This window comes from Gordonia shandongensis DSM 45094, from assembly GCF_000423025.1.
GTDB lineage: Bacteria > Actinomycetota > Actinomycetes > Mycobacteriales > Mycobacteriaceae > Gordonia > Gordonia shandongensis.
The window spans coordinates 100,306-116,530 of the sequence record NZ_AUHE01000008.1 but is presented as its reverse complement, the minus strand read 5'-3'; the positions used below and the strand labels follow the sequence as shown (position 1 = coordinate 116,530).

Below are 16,225 nucleotides of genomic sequence, written 5' to 3'. Positions count from 1 at the left end.
CGTGCGAGTGGGACTGGCGACCCCGGCGGTCACGGCGCACCCCGCCGCGGCCTCGCGGTGGGAGCACGATGCCGGGATCGCCGAGATCGCGCGCGTCGTCCGCGCCGCCGATGCACTGGGCTATCACCACGCCACCTGCAGCGAGCACGTCGCGATCCCGGCTGCGGCGGCCGCCGAGCGGGGCGGCACGTACTGGGATCCGCTGGCCACGTTCGGTCATCTGTCGGCTCTCACCAGGAGAATCCGGTTGGCCACGCACGTCGTCGTTCTCGGCTATCACCATCCGCTCGAGATCGCCAAGCGGTACGGCACCCTCGACCGGGTGTCGAACGGGCGCCTGGTGCTCGGGGTCGGCGTCGGCAGCCTCGCCGAGGAGTTCTCCCTGCTCGGCGCGGATTTCACCGATCGCGGTGCGCGAGCCGACGACGCCCTCGCCGCGGTCCGATCGGCGTTCGGGACGCCCACCCCGACACACCGCGGCCCCTACTACGCCTATGACGGCGTGGTGGTGCAGCCGCATTCGGCCGGGCCGGTCCCGGTGTGGGTGGGCGGCCGCACGCGGCGCGCGCTGCGGCGCGCCGTGGAGCTCGGCGACGGTTTCTGCCCGTTCGCGCTCTCGGCCCGTCAGGTCGGGGAACTGCTCTCCTGCGTGTCGACGCCGCCGGAGTTCGACGTGGTCCTCGGCGTCGGGCCCGTCGACCCGCTGGGCGACCCCGACACGGCCGTGCGGCGTCTCGCCCGCGTCCGCGACGTCGGCGCCACCGTCGCATCGGTGACCGTCGGCTCACGCGACGCCGCCCACCACGTGGACCAACTGGCCAGGCTCCGCGAACTGGCGATCGGCGAGGGTGCGACGTTCGGCGACATCGAGGAGACACGATGACGTCCGATGAGCGGATCGCCGCCCTGGAGGCCCGACTGGACGACATGGCGGGGCGCCTGCGCGAGGTCGAGGACCGGCTGGAGATCACCACGCTCATCCATCGGTACGGCCCCGCCGTCGACTCCGGATCCGCGGACGCCACAGTCGCCCTGTTCACCGCGACCGGCGTGTACGACGTCGACACCGGGCTGCTGTCGGGCCCGCGGGAGATCGCCGCGATGGTCGACGGCGACGACCATCGAGGCCTCGTCGACAGGGGATGCAGTCACGTGATGAGCGCACCGCAGATCAGGGTCGCCGGCGATGCCGCGAGTGCGGTCAGCTACTCCCAGCTGCTGGTGCACCGCAGCGACGGCCGCGGCGTGGCGGTCGTCCGGTCGACGGCGAACAGCTGGCGGTTCGAGCGGACACCCGACGGGTGGCGGGTGGCCCGCCGCACCGCCCGCGTCATCGACGGCGGCGACGAGGCGCGCCGAATCCTCAGCGAGGGTCCGCCGCCACCGTGAGGTGAAAGTGCTGCGGGTCCGGTTCGGCGAGCATCCGGTCGAGGGTCGCGCGATCGAACGGCCACAGGTCGATGGTTCCGGACTCGGAGAAGTACCACGAATTGCACCCGGTGTTCCACACGGTGGGCCCCATCGCGGCACGGACGTCGTCGTTGAACTCGTCGGTCGCCTCGGCGGTGACTTCGATCCGGTCGACCTCACCGCGGGCGAAGCGACGCAACCACGACGCCAGGTAGTGCGCCGTGCGCTCGGAGGTGTGCTGCAGGGAGATCGATCCCGTCGGCGAGTTCGGGCCGAGCACGGTGAAGAGGTTCGGGAATCCGGGGATCGCCGTCATCCGGTAGGCCCGCGGCCCGTCGCGCCACGCCTCGTCGATGGTGAGTCCGTCGCGACCCGTCACGCTCATCGGCCGCATGTAGTCGTGTGCCCGGAATCCGGTGGCCAAGACGATCACGTCGACCGGGTGGACGCGACCGTCCGCGGTCACCACACCGTCGGCGGTGATCTCCCGGATCGGGTCGGTCACCAGGTCGGCGGCCGACGACGTGATGGTCCGGTAGTAGCTGCCCGAGACGACCTGCCGTTTGCACAGTGGTTGATCGCGGGGCGTCAGTGCGGCCCGCAGTTCGGGGTCGCGGACACCGACGCGCAGGGACAGCCGCGCGTACGCCTGGACGGCGCGCCGCCGCCACGTGTCGTTGCGGACGATGTCGGGCAGGATGGCCGAGGCGCCGAGCAGTCCCCGATACACGAGAGCATGCAGTCCGGGCATCGACCGGAGGGCGGCGGCGACGATCCGCGGTTGCGGGAGTCGCATCGGGGCCCAGAGGATCCACTGCGGGGTCCGGGCGAAGTGCACGAGTCCGGCGGCCGTCGGCGCCAACGCGGAGACCACCTGGACGCCGGTGGATCCGGTGCCGATCACGGCCACCCGCTTCCCAGCGGTGTCCAGGGACTCGTCCCAGCGGGCCGTGTGCACCACGGGGCCGTCGAAGTCGTCGAGTCCCGGGATGTCGGGGATCTGCGGATTCGTCAGCACGCCGGTCGCGCAGATCACGAAGTCCGCGATCAACTCCTCCCCGTCGGCGAGGGTCACCGTCCAGGTGCCGGCGTCGTCGTCGAAGTCCGCCGCGGTCGCTTCGGTGTTCAGTCGGATACGGTTCATCAGGCCGAATCGTTCGGCCACGTCACGGTGGTACCGCTGGATCTCGGAACCCGACGCCCAGATCTTCGACCAGTCGGGGTTGGGTGCGAAGCCGAACTGGTAGAGCTGTGACGGGACGTCGCAGGTGAGTCCCGGGTACCGGTTGTGGTGCCAGACGCCGCCGACGTCGCTGCCGCGTTCCAGGACGACGAGGTCCTCGAAGCCGGCGTCGGTGAGGACGTGGGCGGTGGTCAGACCGGCGATGCCGGCGCCGATGACGACGATCCGCGGGTCGCGCCCACCGGCGTCGCCCGTGACCCCGGTGCCGCTGATCGACCCGGTGCCGCTGATCGACTCGGGGTCACTCATCGACTCGGGGTCACTCATCGCCGCGGTCCCCCTCGAGTGCCTGCCGGACGGTGTCGACCACGGTGCCCCGCGAGGCCGCGAACGCCTCCCGGCGCCGCTTCCGGTTCATGAAGTGCGACCCCAGTGCCGCCATGTCGGTGGCCCGCGGTGCGATGTGCACGACGCGGGTGCCGCGAGCGCGGACGTCGGCGACCTCGCGGGCGAGCACACGTGACATCGGGCGGCGCAGGAGCCGATCTTCGAGCAGTCCGCCCGGTCCGGGCGCACGCACGCCCGCGGCCGAGGCCATCGGGGTGATGAGGTAGATCAGCTCGGCCTCGTCCGGGCCGACGAGATCGACCGATGCGGTCGAGGCGGTGCCGCCGTCGAGGTGGCGCCTGCCGTCGATCGTCACCGGCGGCATCCACCCGGGAACCGCCCACGAGGCGCGCAGCGCCTCACCGGGGGTCGCCGGGGGCGCACCGGGAGCACCGAAGGCGATGCGTCGGCCGTCGTCGACGCGGTAGGCGACCAGCCGTGCTCCCGGGTGCCCGAGCCGGCCGTCGGGGCCGCTCGCCGCGTCGGCCAACCGGTGGAGCCAGGCGGCGTCGCCGCGCCCCCGCGGCGCGATGCCCGACAGTGCGGCGTGCCCGCCGCGGCGCGTCCACACGGTCGAGGGCATGAGTCGGTGGACGCCGGGAACGGGCGGCAGACTCGCCGGGGTGGCGGCGATGTGCTCGCGCAGGACCGGATCGTCCGACGTTCCGACCTGCATGTCGACGAGGTCGGCGGGCGTGTATCCGGCTGCCAGCAGCGTGACCAGCTCCGCTCCCGCGGAGGTGCCCTGCAGGACCGTCGCGTCCGCGGGATTCCAGCCCGTTCGCCGGACCAGCTCGTCGAGTGCCGCCACCGCCCAGGCTCCCCCGATGGTTCCGCCGCACCCGATCACCAACGCCGTGGCCGTCATCGCTGAGACCCCGTGTTCAATCGCTGAGACCCCGTGCTCGCGGCAGCCTGTTGGGCGGCGTGTTGGGCGGCGTGCCGGGCGATCCGGGCCGAGTACGCCGCTCGCGCATCGGCGTCCAGCGACAGCGCCTGCCGGTGCCCGGCCAGATCGCGGACCACGCGTTCGACGGACTCGGGGACGGCCAGATCGACGAGCGCCCACCCACGCGCCACCCAGCCCGGCACCGACGTGCGGGCCGCTCGGGTCGCCAGGGTGCGGAGCACGGCCCGGGCGACGTCGTCCGGGTCGACCGTCGGCAGCGTCCCGCCGAGGTCCGCGCCCGAGGACAGTTCTGTGCGGACGGCGGCGGGCAGGACCGTCGAGACCGTGACGCCGGTGCCGTCGAATTCCCGGCGCGCCGCCAACGAGGCGCCGAGTGCGGCGTATTTGCTCGCGTTGTAGGTGATCATGCCCGGCAGCGGGAGCATTCCCGCCATCGACGAGACGGTGACGATGTGACCGCGACGCGCACCGATCATCGTCGGCAGCACGGCCCGCATGCCGTACAGGACGCCGGCGGCGTTGACGTCCAGGATCAGGTCGGTCGTCGACGCGGTCTCCTCGAGGTAGGGCCCGACGGGCATCACACCCGCATTGTTCACCAGCACGTCGATGCGGCCGTCGACGGCGAGGATCTCGTCGACCACGGCTCGCCACTGCGCCCTGTCGGTCACGTCGAGCGGCGCCGATCGTGCCCCGGGGATCTCGCGGGCCGCGGCGGCGGCCACCTCCGCGTCGACGTCGGTGAGCCAGACGACGGCTCCGCCCGCCGCGAAGCGCGCCGCGGTCCGTTCGCCGATGCCCCGTCCGGCGCCGGTGACGATGACGACCGCGCCGTCGACGTCGATCCGCGGGTTCGACCGTCGATAGGCGCCGGGCATCAGCCCCGACAGCGTTCCGAGCAGAGTCAACGCACGATCCTCCTGGCGGCAGCCGACGCTGCCATCGATCAATGGTGACGTTGATCGTTGTTCAGAACGACGGTGTGTGTCAATCGCGGACGACGCGGACCTACCGCGTGCGGACGATCGCCGTTCCCGTCGCCCGGTCGTGCATCGCCCGTCCGTTGTAGTCGTTGATGAGCGCCGGCACCACGAACAGCAGGATCAGCTGCCGTCCCAGCGACCGGATCGGACCGACGGCGGCGCGCGGAGACTCCCCCGCGACCTCGGCGCCCACCCGGTCGGCCCCCAGGTCCACGCGTGCCACGCGCGTGCCCGCGATGTACTGGCCCGGAGTGAACCCGAAGAACGCCGCCGCCAGCACACCGATCACGAACCAGATCGCCAGCTGCGGGACGGCGGCCACACGCATCGTCATCTCGTAGCTCGAGGCCATGCCCTCGGCGGCGCGAACCCCCACGAAGGCGATCGCGAGACCGCCGGCGATGAGCCAGTCCAGAAGGAGCCCGACCACCCGGTGCCAGCCGCCGGCCAACGCCCCGGGGCCGGACTCCGGCAGGCCGAGGTCCTGACCGCGATACTCGTTGTCGTCGGCGCCGTGGAACTGCGGACCCGACAGCCAGGTACCCGTTGCACGCGCCACTACTGCACTCCTCGGCCGAGAATCATGGCCCCAATGGTAGCCAGCGCGCCGCCGGACCCCAATCCGGTGACGCGCACCACGCAGGCCCCCGTGGTGAGGGCCTCCGGTCGCCTCGACGCCGCCCACGTAACACGGGAGAAACATCCGTTTATCGCATGAGCAACGTCATCTCCGTACTCTGATGACCGAGATTCGCGCCTCGACGACCTCCAGGCGCGGCTCCGGCCAGAGAAGTTCTGGCCAGAGATTCACTGTTAGGAGTCAGGCGACCGTGTACAGCACGAACGAAGAACTGCTCGAGGGCATCCGCACCGAGGGCGTCGAATACATCGACATCCGCTTCTGCGATCTGCCCGGTCAGATGCAGCACTTCTCCATCCCCGCATCGGCGTTCGACGAGGACGTGTTCTCCGAGGGCCTGGCTTTCGACGGTTCATCGATCCGTGGATTCCAGTCGATCGACGAGTCGGACATGATGTTGCTGCCCGACCCGGCCACCGCCCGGATCGACCCGTTCCGCAAGGCGAAGACGATGAACATCAGCTTCTTCGTCCACGATCCGTTCACCCGCGAGGCGTACAGCCGCGACCCGCGCAACGTCGCGCGCAAGGCGGAGGACTATCTGGTCTCGACCGGCATCGCCGACACCTGCTTCTTCGGCGCCGAGGCCGAGTTCTACATCTTCGACTCGGTGTCGTTCACCTCCGAGGTCAACTCCACCCACTACCGGGTGGAGTCCGAGTCGGGGTGGTGGAACTCGGGCTCCCAGACCAACCCCGACGGCACCCCCAACAAGGGTTACAAGGTGCGGCAGAAGGGCGGCTACTTCCCCGTCGCCCCCTACGACCACTATGTGGATCTGCGCGACGAGATGTCGTCGAACCTCACCGACTCGGGGTTCACCCTGGAACGCGGCCACCACGAGGTCGGCACCGGCGGCCAGGCCGAGATCAACTACAAGTTCAACACGCTGCTGCACGCGGCCGACGACGTCCAGCTGTTCAAATACATCATCAAGAACACCGCGTGGCGCAACGGCAGGTCCGCGACATTCATGCCGAAGCCCCTGTTCGGCGACAACGGGTCCGGGATGCACGCGCACCAGTCGCTGTGGAAGGACGGCAAGCCGCTGTTCCACGATGAGGCCGGGTATGCGGGACTCTCCGACACAGCGCGCTACTACATCGGCGGCATCCTGCATCACGCCCCGAGCCTGCTGGCGTTCACGAACCCGACGATCAACTCGTACAAGCGTCTCGTTCCGGGATACGAGGCACCGATCAACCTCGTGTACAGCCAGCGCAATCGGAGCGCCTGCGTCCGCATCCCGATCACCGGCAACAACCCGAAGGCCAAGCGCATCGAGTTCCGTTGCCCGGACAGCTCGGGCAACCCGTACCTGGCGTTCGCGGCGATGATGATGGCCGGGCTCGACGGGGTGAAGAACCGCATCGAACCTCACGAGCCCGTCGACAAGGATCTCTACGAACTGCCGCCGGAGGAGGCCAAGGGCATCCCGCAGGCGCCGACCTCCCTGTCGGCGGTGATCGATCGTCTGGAGGCCGACCACGACTACCTGACCGCGGGCGGCGTGTTCACCGAGGATCTCATCGAGACGTGGGTCGCCCTCAAGCGCGAGGACGAGATCGAGCCGATCCAGATCCGCCCGCACCCCTACGAGTTCAGCCTGTACTACGACTGCTGAGCTCCTGGGACTGCTGATCCGTGTGATGTCGCGCGAGGCTTCCGGGGCACGGCCGCGGGAGCCTCGCCGCACGCGGTGGACGGTGTCGACGCGACGCGGGACCGGTCCCGGGGGATCGGGACGAGGATCGGTCGGGGTGTTGTCGGGCGGGTGTTACAGTCGCGACGGTGAAGCACCGGGCCAAGTTCCTCGTTCCCGCACTCGCCGCCGCATCGGCCGCCGTCGTCGCGCTCACCGGCTGTTCCGGCGATGCACCGTCCGATGAGGCCGACGCGTCGACCCCGAGTGTGGTCAACGGCATCACGGCGGTCGTCGACCCGGATCCCACGGATGTCTACAGCGGCCGCTGCCCCACCGAGGACGCCGCATCCACCACACGCCCGCAGTGGACGGTGCGGGGCGCGACGGGGAAGGCCGCTCTCGCTCCCGCCACGAGCACCCACGGGCCGCTGATCTCGATCACCACCCCGTTCTCGGTGTACGAGACGCAGGTCAAGACGTTCAGCAAGGGCGACGGCCCGCGCGTCACCGACGAATCCACGACGAGCGTCTGCTACACGGCCGTCAACGGCCGCACCGACGACACCTTCGACAGCACGTACTACAAGGGGCAACCGCTTGCGTTGGAGGCCTCCCAGGTGGTTCCGGGATTCCGGCGCGCCATCGTGGGACAGACGGTCGGGTCGACGGTCGGCGTCGTGGTGGCGCCCGCCGACGGCTACCCCGACGGCACCGAGGACGGTCGGATCAAACCCGGTGACAGTCTGGTCTTCGTCCTGCGGATCCTCGCCGCCACCGAGTCGCCCGGGTTCTAGCGGCCATCGGCGGTGCGGCTACGCTGACGAGCCATGAAGCTCAAAGCCCTCGCCGTCGTTCCCGCCGCCGTTCTCGCGCTCGCCCTCACCGCGGGATGCTCCTCCGACTCCGACGATGCGTCGGCATCGGCCTCGACGGCCGGTGACGGGACGTCGTCGCAGCCCTGCGAACCCGTCGCCGCCGACGCGTCGCCGACGTGGAAGCTCGACGGGACGGCGGGCTCGGTCACGGTCGCCGTCACCGACGACGCCGCGAACAAAGCCCCCTCGGTCGATCTGACGACACCGTTCTCCGTCGACGAGACCGCCGTCCACACCCTGGTGAAGGGCGACGGCGACGTGGTCTGCGAGGACTCCACCGCGGACGTCCTCTACGAGGGCGTCAACGGCCGCGACTCCCGGGTGTTCGACTCCTCGTACGCGAACGGAACCCCCGTCCCCTTCCCCGTCTCGACCGTCGTCGCCGGATTCCAGAAGGCGCTGATCGGGCAGACGGTCGGCTCCACCGTGGCCGTCGCCATGCCGCCCGCCGACGGGTACGGCCCCAGTGGCGGCAGCCCCGACGCCGGCATCGAGCCCGATGACTCCCTCGTCTTCGTCCTGAAGATCACCGGGACCACCGGCTCCTGACGACCCGCCTAGCGTGACCGGGCGGCCGGGAGGTCGTGCCCGCCGATCAGTCCCGGCGCGAACGGGGTGATGAGCTGCGGGAGGCCCCCGGTCCGCGCCAGCAGCGGCGAACCGAAGAAGGGCGACACCAGTCGGCACGGAATCGCCCACTCGCGATGATCGTCGAGTGCGTTGAGGACCATCGCCGCCGCCCGCGGCGACCCGCAGATCCCGAGGTGGTCGGACAGGTCGCGCGGGCACCCGGCCTGCAGGACGATGTTGACCACCGAGTCGTCCGGACCTCCCTCGACCTGACCCGACGTGTACGGCGTGACCAGTTCGTCACGCATCGTGGAGATGTTCGTGTACCGGATGCCGGGGACGTACGGCCCGCCGCCGCCGTTGAGCCGGCGCAGAAACAGCGACCCGCGCATCATCTGCGGAAGAGCGCGGCAGGGCACCACCGCGGACGGATCGATGCCCAGGGCGTCGCCGAGCGCCGCCATCACCGGCCGCGACTCGGAGAACGCGGCCGTCCCCTCCCACAGCGGAGCCAGCGACACGTACTTGTCGATCCGGTCGGCACCGCCGAGGAACTTGGCCCAGTAGGCGGGCACCAGCGTCCCCTGCGAATGGCCGACCACATCGACGCGTTCGGCGCCCGTCGACGCGAGCACCCGGTCCACGAAGGCGCCGAACTCCTCGGCCGACTCCTCGATCCGGCGCATGCCGCCGAGCGCGGAGATCGGCCACCGCGACCCCTCGATGGCCCCGTAGGTGAGGGTGAACACCGAGAATCCGGCGTCGGTCAGCAGCGGCACATAGGTGCCCCAGTTGGTCTGGGCGCCGCCGCCGGTGCCGTGCACGAGGATCACCGGGTTGGGCCGCTCCGGATGACACGGCCGGCCCCACCGGTTCGCGCCCGGCAGGGTGCCGCCGGGGTCGGCCAGCTCGGGTCCGATTCCCGAGAAGAAGTCGTAGACCACCTTGGTCTTGGCCTGCGTCTCGTCGTCGCCGATGGCGGCGACGCGCTCGATCGGCAGCCGGCGCACGATCCGTCGCGCCGCCCACAACGCCGGCGCCGACACACGCTGACCGGCCCGCATGCCCGCCGTCACGACCGCAGCGACCGGCCGGCCCCAATGCCGGTGCAGAAGGTTGGTCATTCAGCCGCCGAACACGTCGACGACGACGGCCTTGGCGCGCCGCGTGACGCGCATGTAGTGCTCCAGGAACTCTTGGGCCTCGTCCTGCGACCACCCGGCGGCGTACGCCACCGAACGCAGTTGACGTCCCGGGCCCGGCAGCTGATCGACCGGCTTTCCGCGCACCAGCACCAGGGCGTTGCGGGCCTCGGTGGCCGTGAGCCACGCCTCGCTCAAGATGTCGACCTGGTCCTGCGGCAGCAGGTCGAGCGCGCCGATCGCCGCGAGGCTCTGCAGCGTGGACGTGTTGTGCAGTTCCGGATACCGGTGCGCGTACCGCAACTGCATGAGCTGCACCGTCCACTCCACGTCGGCCAGTCCGCCCCGACCGAGTTTCGTGTGCGTCGCCGGATCGGCGCCGCGCGGCAGCCGCTCGGCGTCCACGCGCGCCTTGATTCGACGGATCTCGCGGACCGCGTCGGGCGACACCCCACCGTCCGGGTACCGCGTCGCGTCGATCATCAGGAGGAAGGCCAACCCGAGCTGCTCATCGCCCGCGACGGCGTGCGCGCGCAGCAGCGCCTGCACCTCCCACGCCTGCGCCCACTGGCGGTAGTACGCCTCATACGAGGTGAGGGTCCGCACGATCGGCCCGTTCCTGCCCTCCGGTCGCAATCCCACGTCGACTTCCAGCGGCGGGTCTGAGCTCGGCGACCCCAGGAGGCTCCGGACGCGGTCGGCGATCGACGTCGACCACGTCAGCGCCTCCTCGTCGGACACTCCGTCGTTGGGTTCGCAGACGAACATCACGTCGGCGTCCGAGCCGTAACCGAGTTCGCCGCCGCCGAGCCGTCCCATGCCGATGACGGCGATCCGAGCCGGCGCCGTGCGACCGGCTTCCGTGTGACCGGCCTCGGCGAGCGACGACTCGATGACCTTGTCGAGCGCCGCCCCCAGAACCCCTGCCCACACCGTCGACAGGGCGCGGCACACCTCCTGGACCGACATCAGGCCCAGCAGATCGGCCGAGGCGATCCGCGCCAGCTCCGCCCGCCGATGCGACCGCGCGACGGCGATCGCCCGCTGCAGGTCGCCGGCCCGCATCGTCGACGCGCGCAGCCCCTTGACGACGTCCGCCGAGTCGATCTCGATGAGCTTCGGGCCGGCCGCACCCGACGAGTACAGCGCGATCACATCGGGCGACCGCACCAGCAGATCCGCGATGTACTCGCTGGTGCCCAGCACGTGCATGAGACGTTCGGCGACCACGCCGTCGTCGCGCAGCAGACGCAGGAACCACACGACACCGGCCATCTCGTCGCACAGGCGGCGATAGTTGAGGAGGCCCGCATCGGGGTCTGGGGTGTCGCTGATGTGCTCGAGGAGCCCCGGCAGGATCAGTGCCTGGATCTGTCCGCTCCGGCCCGGTTCGGACGCCAGGGCCCGGATGTGGGCCAGCGCGCGGTCCGGGAACACGTAGCCCAGGACCGCGAGCTGCCGTTTGGCCGACTCGTCCGACAACCGCAGAGCGCCCTTGTCGAGACGTGCCACCGACTCCAGCAGCGGACGATAGAACAACTTCTCGTGCAGGTGCCGGACGCGGGCCCGCTGCCTCTTGAGTTCGGCGATCAGCGTCTCGCGGGCGTCCTTGTCTCCCTCGGGGCGGATGTGCGCGGCACGGGCCAGCCACCGCATCGCGCCCGGATCGCTGCTGTCCGGGAGGAGGTGGGTGCGGCTGAACCGCTGCAGCTGCAGACGGTGCTCCAACAGCCGCAGGAACTGATACGACGCCGACAGGTTGGCGCCGTCGTCGCGTCCGATGTAGCCGCCGTCGGTGAGCGCCGCCAATGCGTCGACCGTCGACTGGACGTGCAGGTGCGTGTCGACGCGACCGTGCACCATCTGCAGCAGTTGAACGGCGAACTCCACATCGCGCAGCCCGCCCCGGCCGAGTTTGATGTTGCGGTACCGCTCCTCGGAGGGCACCAGCGACTCGACCCGTCGACGCATCGCCTGCACCTCGGACACGAAGTCCTCGCGCGCCGAGGCGTCCCACACCAGCGGGGAGGTCGCCTCGACGTATCGGCGCCCCAGATCCATCGACCCGGTCATCGCCCGCGCCTTCAGCAACGCCTGGAACTCCCAAGTCTTGGCCCACCTCCGGTAGTACGCCTCGTGCGATTCCAGAGTCCGCGTGAGCGCGCCGCGCTTCCCCTCGGGACGCAGCGCGGCATCGACGTCGAAGAACGCCGACGATCCGATCCGCATCATCTCGCCGGCGATGCGCGCCGACGTCGCGTCGGCCGGTTCGGCCACGAACACCACGTCGACGTCGCTGACGTAGTTGAGTTCGCGGGCACCGCACTTCCCCATCGCGATCACCGCGATCCGGCCGTCGAACGGCTCATCGCCCACGACGGTCGCGAGCGCCACCGACAGGGCGGCCGTCAGCGCGGCGTCGGCCAGGTCGGACAGGCGCCGTCCCACCTCCGGCAGGTACAGCACGGGCTCGTCCTCGACCGTCGCCGCCAGATCGTGCGCGGCCAGCACCATCACCTGGTCCCGGTAGGCGGTCCGGAGCGCGGCCTCCGCGTCGTGGCCGGTGAGGCCCGCCCGATAGAGCAGGTCGCCGTGGTCGATCGCACTCGGCTCGGGTACGGCGGCCACCGCCGCCAGCATGGTCTCGCGGACCTCGTCTGCGGTCGGCAGATCGTCGGGAATCAGCAGCTCCCAGGTGCCCGCGTGTCCCACGAGGTGATCGCCGAGCGCATCGGATCCGCCGAGCAGGGACAGCAGCCGCCCCCGGAGACCGCGGTCGGCGCGCATCGCCGCGTCGATCCGCGACCACTCGTCGGGGTCGGTGTCGTGCAGGCGGCCGAGCGCCCCGAGCGCCATATCGGCGTCGGGGGCCCGCGACAGGGCCCACAGCAGATCGACGCTCTCGCGCCCCGACCACCCGAGGTCCGCCACGCGTTCCCGCGCGTCCGGGTGCAGCAGGCCGAGCCGACCGGTGCTGGGTACGACCGAACGTCCTCCTGAGACAGTCACTGGCGACCCCGGCCTACAGCGGCAGGTACTGCTCGAGTTCGAACGGCGTCACCCGGCTCCGGTACGCCGCCCACTCGGCGCGCTTGTTCCGCAGGAAGTAGTCGAAGACGTGTTCGCCGAGCGTCTCGGCGACCAGCTCCGACCGCTCCATCTCGGCGAGCGCCTCGGCGAGGGACCCGGGCAGTTCCCGGTATCCCATCGCCCGACGTTCCGCCTCGGTCAACGCCCACACATTGTCCTCGGCCTCTTCGGGCAGCTCGTAGCCGTTCTCGATGCCCTTCAGTCCGGCGGCCAGCAGAACCGCGAACGACAGGTACGGGTTGCACGCCGAGTCGGGGGTGCGGATCTCCACCCGCCGCGACGAGGCCTTGTTCGGCGTATACAGCGGCAGGCGGACCATCGCCGACCGGTTGGCCCCGCCCCACGTGGCGGCCGTCGGCGCCTCATCGCCGTAGATCAACCGCTTGTAGCTGTTCACCCACTGGTTCGTGACCGCACTGATCTCGCCCGCGTGCCGCAGGATTCCCGCGATGAACTGTTTGCCCACCGTCGACAGCTGCATGGGGTCGTCCGGATTGTGGAAGGCGTTCGTGTCGCCCTCGAAGAGACTCATGTGCGTGTGCATCGCCGACCCCGGGTACTCGGTGAACGGCTTCGGCATGAACGTCGCGCGCACGCCGTCGGTGAACGCCACCTGCTTCACCAGGTACCGGAAGGTCATCACGTTGTCGGCCATCGACAGTGCGTCGGCGTACCGCAGGTCGATCTCCTGCTGCCCCGGCGCCCCCTCGTGGTGGGAGAACTCCACCGAGATGCCCATCGCCTCGAGTGCGTCGATGGCGTGTCGACGGAAGTTCGGCGCCAGCGCGTGGAACGCCTGATCGAAGTATCCGCCGCGGTCCGCGGGCACCGGGTCGGTGCCGTCGATCGGCCGGTTCTCCAGGAGGAAGAACTCGATCTCCGGGTGCACGTAGCAGGTGAAGCCCTGGTCGGCGGCCTTGTTGAGTTGACGGCGCAGAACATTGCGCGGGTCGGCCCACGACGGCGAGCCGTCGGGCATGACGATGTCGCAGAAGATGCGCGCCGAGTACAGGTCGCCGTCGTCCCGCCACGGCAGCACCTGGAAGGTCGACGGATCGGGTTTGGCCACCATGTCGGCCTCCGACACCCGCGAGAAGCCCTCGATCGCCGACCCGTCGAACCCGATGCCCTCGAGGAACGCGCCCTCCAGTTCGGCCGGGGCGATCGCCACCGACTTGAGGTACCCGAGGATGTCGGTGAACCACAGTCGGACGAAGCGGATGTCCCGCTCTTCGAGGGTGCGCAGCACGAATTCCTGTTGGCGGTCCATACCCGAACCTTAGATGGCGGCGGTTACGCACGTGTTACACCCGGCCGGGCGCGTCGCCGACAGCGGAGCTCGCCGAGACCGACAGTGGCTTTCGCCGAGAACGGCAGCGGCATTCACCGAGACCGGCCTCGGCCGATCCGATGTGACCAATCCCACCGGTCGGCGGGTTCTCGGGTGCGGCGACCGGTGGAACAATCGGACACGTCCACACCGACCCGGGTACCCGCCGAGCGGGACTCGAGGCAGAAATGAGGCAGACACATGTCCGAAGCACCCGTCTACGGATCCGTTCCCGACACCGCCGGGGCCACACCCCGCCGAGCCACCCGCATTCAGCACCTCGCGAAGTGGAAGGCCGAGGGCGAGAAGTGGGCCATGCTCACCGCGTACGACTACTCGACGGCGCGCATCTTCGACGACGCTGAGATCCCCGTGCTCCTGGTCGGCGATTCGGCGGCCAACGTCGTGTACGGCTACGACACCACCATCCCGGTGACGCTCGACGAGCTGATCCCCCTCGCCCGCGCGGTGGTGCGCGGCGCCCCGCACGCCCTCGTGGTGGCCGATCTCCCGTTCGGCACCTACGAGGCCGGCCCGCAGCAGGCACTCGAGTCGTCGGTCCGGATGTTCAAGGAATCCGGCGCCCACGCGATCAAGATCGAGGGCGGCGAGCGGCTCGCACCGCAGATCGCGACGCTCACCGATGCCGGCATCCCGGTGATGGCGCACATCGGTTTCACCCCGCAGAGCGTCAACGGTCTCGGCGGCTACCGCGTGCAGGGGCGCGGTGATGCGGCCGACCAGTTGGTCGCCGACGCCATCGCGGTACAGGAGGCCGGAGCGTTCGCCGTCGTGATGGAGATGGTTCCCGCCGACATCGCCGGTCAGATCACCCGCAAGCTGACGATCCCGACCGTCGGGATCGGCGCGGGCAACGAGACCGACGCCCAGGTCCTCGTGTGGCAGGACATGGCCGGATACACCCACGGCAAGACCGCCAAGTTCGTCAAGCGGTACACGTCGATCGGCGACGATCTGCGCGACGCGGCGCGGACCTACGCCGCCGAGGTGGCCTCCGCGTCGTTCCCGGCGCCCGAACACGCGTACTGACGCCCGGGACTTCGACGACGATGCGCACCCTGTACCCGCCGCTCGATCCGCACGACTCCGGACACCTGACCGTCGGAGACGGCCAAGAGGTCTACTGGGAGTGCTCGGGGAACCCGGACGGCAAACCGGTGGTCTTCGTGCACGGCGGACCGGGCGGCGGGACGTCGCCTGCGCAGCGACAGTTCTTCGACCCGACCCGCTACCGGATCGTGCTGTTCGATCAACGCGGGTGCGGTCGCTCGCGCCCGCACATCGCCGACGGCGCCGATCTGTCGGTGAACACCACCGACCACCTCATCGCCGACATGGAGCGTCTCCGCGACCACCTCGGCATCGACCGGTGGCAGGTGTTCGGCGGCTCGTGGGGTTCCACGCTGGGACTGGCGTACGCCCAGCGGTACCCGGAGCGGGTCACCGAACTCGTGTTGCGCGGGATCTTCCTGCTGCGCCGCAGCGAGATCGACTGGTACTACAACGGCGGCGCCGCCCACCTCTTCCCCGACCTGTGGGAGACGTACCTCGCGCCGATCCCGGTCGATGAGCGCGACGGCGACCTGGTGGCGGCCTACCGCCGCCTGCTCACCGGCGACGACCGCGACGCCGCGCAGCGGGCCGCGACGGCATGGAGCACGTGGGAGGGGCGGACCAGCCATCTGCTCCCCCGCACCGAACCGGATCAACCCCGATCCGATCGCTTCGATCTCGCGTTCGCCGGGATCGAGAACCACTACTTCTATCACCGCGGCTTCCTCGAAGACGGTCAGCTGCTCACGAACATCGCTGCGGTGCAGCATATTCCGTCGGTGATCGTGCAGGGTCGCTATGACGTGGTCTGTCCGATGCGCAGCGCATGGGATCTGCATCGCGCGTGGCCCGCCGCCGACCTGCACATCGTCGACGACGCCGGGCACTCGTCGTTCGAACCCGGTATCGTCCATCACCTCATCGAGGCGACCGACCGCTTCGCCGACCGACAGTGACGTGATCGCCGACGCCCTCGGCCCCCGGTG

14 protein-coding genes are annotated in these 16,225 nt (G+C 70.1%); 7 read left to right on the top strand and 7 right to left on the bottom strand.

The window, feature by feature from the left end:
* The first annotated feature begins 1 nt into the window (after position 1).
* On the top strand, positions 2-883 hold the full coding sequence (locus G528_RS0108930) for a TIGR03619 family F420-dependent LLM class oxidoreductase (protein ID WP_026918668.1): 882 nt from the start codon (positions 2-4) through the stop codon (positions 881-883).
* The gene (locus tag G528_RS0108925) at positions 880-1,389 is read left to right on the top strand and encodes a nuclear transport factor 2 family protein (RefSeq protein WP_026918667.1); all 510 of its coding nucleotides are present in this window, start codon (positions 880-882) and stop codon (positions 1,387-1,389) included. The genes G528_RS0108930 and G528_RS0108925 overlap by 4 nt, the downstream gene beginning before the upstream one ends.
* On the opposite strand, the gene G528_RS0108920 is transcribed toward G528_RS0108925, so the two are convergent.
* The 4 genes from G528_RS0108920 to G528_RS0108905 all read right to left on the bottom strand — a co-directional run bounded on the left by G528_RS0108920 (position 1,364) and on the right by G528_RS0108905 (position 5,432).
* Positions 1,364-2,920: a flavin-containing monooxygenase gene (locus G528_RS0108920; protein ID WP_245569731.1), complete on the bottom strand. Its 1,557-nt coding sequence runs from the start codon at positions 2,918-2,920 to the stop codon at positions 1,364-1,366. The genes G528_RS0108925 and G528_RS0108920 overlap by 26 nt on opposite strands.
* Positions 2,913-3,848 (bottom strand): patatin-like phospholipase family protein, encoded by a 936-nt coding sequence (locus tag G528_RS0108915; RefSeq protein WP_026918665.1) that lies wholly within the window; start codon positions 3,846-3,848, stop codon positions 2,913-2,915. Before G528_RS0108915 ends, G528_RS0108920 begins: the two co-directional genes overlap by 8 nt.
* Entirely contained in the window at positions 3,845-4,768 is a 924-nt protein-coding gene (locus tag G528_RS16990) for an SDR family oxidoreductase (protein WP_035719545.1), read from the bottom strand. The genes G528_RS0108915 and G528_RS16990 overlap by 4 nt, the downstream gene beginning before the upstream one ends.
* A gap of 130 nt (positions 4,769-4,898) precedes the next feature.
* Entirely contained in the window at positions 4,899-5,432 is a 534-nt protein-coding gene (locus tag G528_RS0108905) for an RDD family protein (protein WP_026918664.1), read from the bottom strand.
* A 271-nt stretch (positions 5,433-5,703) separates the two neighbouring features.
* Between G528_RS0108905 and glnA the strand changes: the two genes are divergently transcribed.
* The 3 genes from glnA to G528_RS0108890 all read left to right on the top strand — a co-directional run bounded on the left by glnA (position 5,704) and on the right by G528_RS0108890 (position 8,582).
* Complete coding sequence (gene glnA, locus G528_RS0108900) at positions 5,704-7,137, top strand: type I glutamate--ammonia ligase (protein ID WP_026918663.1); 1,434 nt, start codon at positions 5,704-5,706, stop codon at positions 7,135-7,137.
* Positions 7,138-7,304: 167 nt separating this feature from the next.
* Entirely contained in the window at positions 7,305-7,952 is a 648-nt protein-coding gene (locus G528_RS16985; RefSeq protein ID WP_035719491.1) for an FKBP-type peptidyl-prolyl cis-trans isomerase, read from the top strand.
* Between the two features lie 33 nt (positions 7,953-7,985).
* Positions 7,986-8,582: an FKBP-type peptidyl-prolyl cis-trans isomerase gene (locus G528_RS0108890; protein ID WP_026918662.1), complete on the top strand. Its 597-nt coding sequence runs from the start codon at positions 7,986-7,988 to the stop codon at positions 8,580-8,582.
* Between the two features lie 8 nt (positions 8,583-8,590).
* Here G528_RS0108890 and G528_RS16980 read toward each other — a convergent pair whose 3' ends face one another.
* From G528_RS16980 to G528_RS0108875, 3 genes are read right to left on the bottom strand one after another with little or no spacing between them, the layout of a single operon-like run.
* The gene (locus G528_RS16980) at positions 8,591-9,727 is read right to left on the bottom strand and encodes an esterase/lipase family protein (protein WP_051198567.1); all 1,137 of its coding nucleotides are present in this window, start codon (positions 9,725-9,727) and stop codon (positions 8,591-8,593) included.
* Positions 9,728-12,754, bottom strand: coding sequence for a bifunctional [glutamine synthetase] adenylyltransferase/[glutamine synthetase]-adenylyl-L-tyrosine phosphorylase (locus G528_RS0108880; protein WP_026918661.1), 3,027 nt, complete (start codon positions 12,752-12,754; stop codon positions 9,728-9,730).
* Between the two features lie 13 nt (positions 12,755-12,767).
* The gene (locus G528_RS0108875) at positions 12,768-14,105 is read right to left on the bottom strand and encodes a glutamine synthetase family protein (protein WP_026918660.1); all 1,338 of its coding nucleotides are present in this window, start codon (positions 14,103-14,105) and stop codon (positions 12,768-12,770) included.
* Positions 14,106-14,366: 261 nt separating this feature from the next.
* On the opposite strand from G528_RS0108875, the gene panB reads away from it, so the two are divergent.
* Together panB and pip are read left to right on the top strand one after the other, a co-directional pair.
* Positions 14,367-15,215: a 3-methyl-2-oxobutanoate hydroxymethyltransferase gene (gene panB / locus G528_RS0108870; RefSeq protein WP_026918659.1), complete on the top strand. Its 849-nt coding sequence runs from the start codon at positions 14,367-14,369 to the stop codon at positions 15,213-15,215.
* 20 nt (positions 15,216-15,235) lie between these two features.
* A complete protein-coding gene (gene pip / locus G528_RS0108865) occupies positions 15,236-16,195 on the top strand; it encodes a prolyl aminopeptidase (protein ID WP_026918658.1) in 960 nt (319 codons plus the stop codon).
* The last annotated feature ends 30 nt before the right edge of the window (positions 16,196-16,225 follow it).